This window comes from Paracraurococcus ruber (genome assembly GCF_004353985.1).
Taxonomy (GTDB): domain Bacteria; phylum Pseudomonadota; class Alphaproteobacteria; order Acetobacterales; family Acetobacteraceae; genus Paracraurococcus; species Paracraurococcus ruber.
On the sequence record NZ_SMOA01000401.1, the window covers coordinates 1 to 3,621 of the forward strand.

The 3,621-nt window shown below is 73.0% G+C and carries 3 protein-coding genes; all 3 read right to left on the reverse strand.

Going from position 1 to position 3,621, the window contains the following annotated elements; genetic code table 11:
- Positions 1 to 92 precede the first annotated feature (92 nt).
- On the reverse strand, positions 93 to 1,067 hold the full coding sequence (locus E2C05_RS29765) for a Bug family tripartite tricarboxylate transporter substrate binding protein (protein WP_133223237.1): 975 nt from the start codon (positions 1,065 to 1,067) through the stop codon (positions 93 to 95).
- A 59-nt stretch (positions 1,068 to 1,126) separates the two neighbouring features.
- On the reverse strand, positions 1,127 to 1,846 hold the full coding sequence (locus E2C05_RS29770; RefSeq protein ID WP_133223238.1) for a cysteine hydrolase family protein: 720 nt from the start codon (positions 1,844 to 1,846) through the stop codon (positions 1,127 to 1,129).
- A 109-nt stretch (positions 1,847 to 1,955) separates the two neighbouring features.
- Positions 1,956 to 3,371, reverse strand: a complete 1,416-nt coding sequence (gene pgmG / locus E2C05_RS29775; RefSeq protein ID WP_133223239.1) for a phosphoglucomutase/phosphomannomutase PgmG — start codon at positions 3,369 to 3,371, stop codon at positions 1,956 to 1,958.
- Between the last annotated feature and the right edge of the window lie 250 nt (positions 3,372 to 3,621).

Sequence of the window (3,621 nt, forward strand, 5' to 3'; positions counted from 1 at the left end):
GGGCCCGCCGCCATCGCGCCGCGGCGCCGATCGGGGGCGGCAGGCGCCGGCGGGGGCCCCGGCCGGTCGCGCCGCCCGGCCGTCCCCGGGGTTCACTCGACCTGCATCTTAAGCTCCGCCACCAGCGGCCGCACCTGCGCCAGCTGGGCGCGCACCGCGGCGCCGAACTCCTCGGCGCTGTTGCCGCCCGGCTCGGCGCCCAGCTCGGCGATGCGGCGGACGACATCCGGGTGGCGAGCGGCCGCCGCCACCTCCCGCTGCAGCCGGGCCAGCACGGCGGGCGGGGTCGCGGCGGGGGCGAAGAAGCCGTTCCAGCCCAGCAATTCGATCGCCGCGAAGCCTTCCTCCCGCACCGTCGGCACCTCCGGCAGTGCCGCCGCGCGGCGGGCGGACAGGGTGGCGACCGGCCGCAGCGCGCCGGCGCGGATATGGCCGAGCGAGGAGGAAAGCTGGTCGCCGCCGAACTGCACGCGGCCCGCCAGCATGTCCTGCACCAGGGGCGCCGCGCCGCGGAAGGGGATGTGGTCCATGCGCAGCCCGGCCTCGCGCTTCAGCACCTCTCCCACCAGGTTCATGGTGCTGCCGGGGCCGGTGGAGCCGTAGAACAGGTCCGTCCGCCCCTTCGCCCAGGCGACGAACTCCTTCAGGTCCTTCGCCGGCACGCCGGGATGCACCAGCAGCATCAGCGGCACATTGGCGCCCATCGAGATCGGGGCGAAGTCGCGCTCCACCGAATGCGGCGCGCGGCCGGCGAATTCCAGCGCCGCGGTGGTCGTGCTGAAGGTCAGGTTGTGGAAGAGCAGCGTGTGCCCGTCCGTCGCCTTGGCCACCACATCGGCGCCGATCGACCCGCCGCCGCCGCCGCGGTTCTCCACCACCACGGACTGGCCCAGCGCCTCGGTCAGCCGCTGGGCATAGAGGCGCGCCAGCAGGTCGGTGGTGCCGCCCGCCGGGAAGGGCACGACGATGCGGACGGGGCGGGTCGGCCAGTCCTCCGCCCCGGCCGTGCCGGCGGCCGCCAGCAGCGTGGCGAGGCCGGCCAGGCCCCGCCGCCCGAATTGCGTCATCGCGTCTCTCTCCCGGTCTCGTTGGACGGCGGGAGGATGCGGAAGCCAGGCGCGCGGCGTCAACCGCCCGGGGCGCGCAGCGCGTCGAGGAGCCGGCCGGAGTCCGAGATCCAGCCGAACAGCAGCTGGATCGTCAGCAGGGTCGCCGCGTGGTTGCCGCGCGGCAGGTCGGCGCCGATCGGCTCGGCCGTGCAATCCTCCAGCACCACGCAGCGATAGTCGCGGACCATGGCGTCGCGCACGGTGGAGTCGACGCAGACGCTGGTGGTGCAGCCGGTGACGACCAGGTCCCGGATGCCGCGGGCGCGCAGGATGGAATCGAGGTTGGTCCCGAAGAAGCCGCTGTAGCGCTGCTTCGGCACGACCAGGTCGCCCGGCTGCGGCGCGAGGCGCGGCAGGATCGCCGTGTTCCAGGTGCCCTCCACCAGGATCCGGCCGGCGCCGCCATCGGGCGCCGGCACCGCGGCGCCGAGCCCGAGCGGCGCGTGCTTGATCCGGTTGGGCCCGTCCGGCGCGCCCGCATCCGAGAGGTCGGGGCGGTACTGCATGACGAGATAGACCACCGGCAGGCCGGCGGCGCGTGCCGCGTCCAGCACCCGCGCGGTCGGCTCCACCACGCGCTGGATGGGCGCGATGTCGATGCCGGCGCTGTGGAACATGCCGCCCTTCGCGCCGAAATCATTCTGCATGTCGACGACGAGGATGGCGCTGCGGGCGCGGTCGATCCGCACCGGCTCCGGCCGCGCGTCCAGCGTGATCAGGTCCTGTCCCTGCGGCATGTCCCTGCCCCCCCTCCGCCGGGGCGGAGGCTACAGCGGGCGATGCCGGGATTTGCACCGCAAAGGACGCCACCCGCCCCGGCGCGCGCCGGGACGGGGCGCGCGGCCCTCAGTGCCCGGCATTCTCCCCGGAGAAGTCGGGCGCCGGCAGGCCGCTGGCGACCAGCTGCTCCACCAGGGACGCCTTCAGCCGCTCCAGCCCCGCCTCGGACGTCGCCTCGCAGCGGGCGACCAGCACCGCCTGGGTGTTGGAGGCGCGCAGCAGCCACCAGCCGTCATCGGTCAGCACCCGCACGCCGTCCACGTCCTGCACCTTCGCGCCGGCGGCGGCGAGGCGGTCCTTCACCTCCTGCACCACCGCGAATTTCCGGTCCTCCTCGCAGTCGAAGCGAAGCTCCGGCGTGTTGATCACCTGCGGCAGCGCCGCCCGCACGGCGGAAAGCCTGCCCGGCATCCGGGCGATGATGCCCAGCAGGCGGATGGCGGAATAGGGCGCGTCGTCGAAGCCGTACCACTTGTCCGCGAAGAAGATGTGGCCGGACATCTCGCCGGCGAGCGGCGAGCCGGTCTCGGCCATCTTCGCCTTGATCAGGGAATGGCCGGTCTTCCACATCAGCGGGCTGCCGCCCGCCTTCGCCACCTCGTCGAACAGCACCTGGCTCGCCTTGACGTCGGCGATGATGGTGCCGCCCGGCTTGGACTTCAGCACGTCCCGCGCCAGCACCACCAGCAGCTGGTCGCCGAACAGGATGTGCCCCTCGTCGTCCACCACGCCGATGCGGTCGGCATCGCCGTCGAAGGCGATGCCGAGATCGGCGCCCTCGCGCTTCACCTCGGCAATGATCTGCTCGAGGTTCCTGGCGACCGTCGGGTCGGGATGGTGGTTGGGGAAGGTGCCGTCCACCTCGCCGTTGATGACGTAGTGCTCGCCCGGCAGCCTGGCCGCCAGCGCCTTGGTGACGTTGGCGCCGGACCCGTTGCCGGGGTCCCAGACCACCTTCAGCTTGCGGTCGCCGCCATCGTAGTCCTCCAGCACGCGCTCGACATAGGCGTCCTGGATGTCCACCTGCCGGTCGCTGCCCTCGGTCGAGACCGGGACGACGTCGCCCTCCCGCGCCATCCGGCCGATCTCCTGGATCTGCTGGCCGTAGAAGGGCTTGCGACCCAGCATCATCTTGAAGCCGTTGTAGTCCGGCGGGTTGTGGCTGCCGGTGACCATCACCGCGCCGTCGGCGGCGAAGTGGTAGGCGGCGAAGTAGAGCATCGGAGTGGCCACCAGCCCGATGCGGATGACCTCGAGGCCGCAGGCGCGCAGCCCGGCGACCAGTTGCGGCTCCAGATCCGGGGAGGACAGCCGGCCGTCATAGCCGACCGCGACCTTGCTGCCGCCGGCGCGGCTGACCAGGCTGCCGAAGCAGCGGCCGATGGCGAAGGCATCCTCCGGCTGCAGCGTCTTCCCGACGATGCCGCGGATGTCGTATTCGCGCAGGACGGTGCGGTCGAAGCTGTGGTGGAAGGCGGTCATCGGCAGTCTCCGCTGGTTGTCGGCGGGCCCGGCGGCCTGCGCAGTCTGGGGGTCGGCGGCGCAGCGCCGCCCGTCTCTGTAATGCGGGCGGGCATCCCGGCGCCAGGGGCCGCCGCATGGCCCCCCTGAGCCTGCCACCCGCGGCGGCTCAGGGCCGTCCGATGGAGTGGTAGTGGAAGCCTGCCTCGCGCATGGCCTCGGGGTCGTAGACGTTGCGGAAGTCGAGCAGGACGGGGCCGCGCATGGCGGC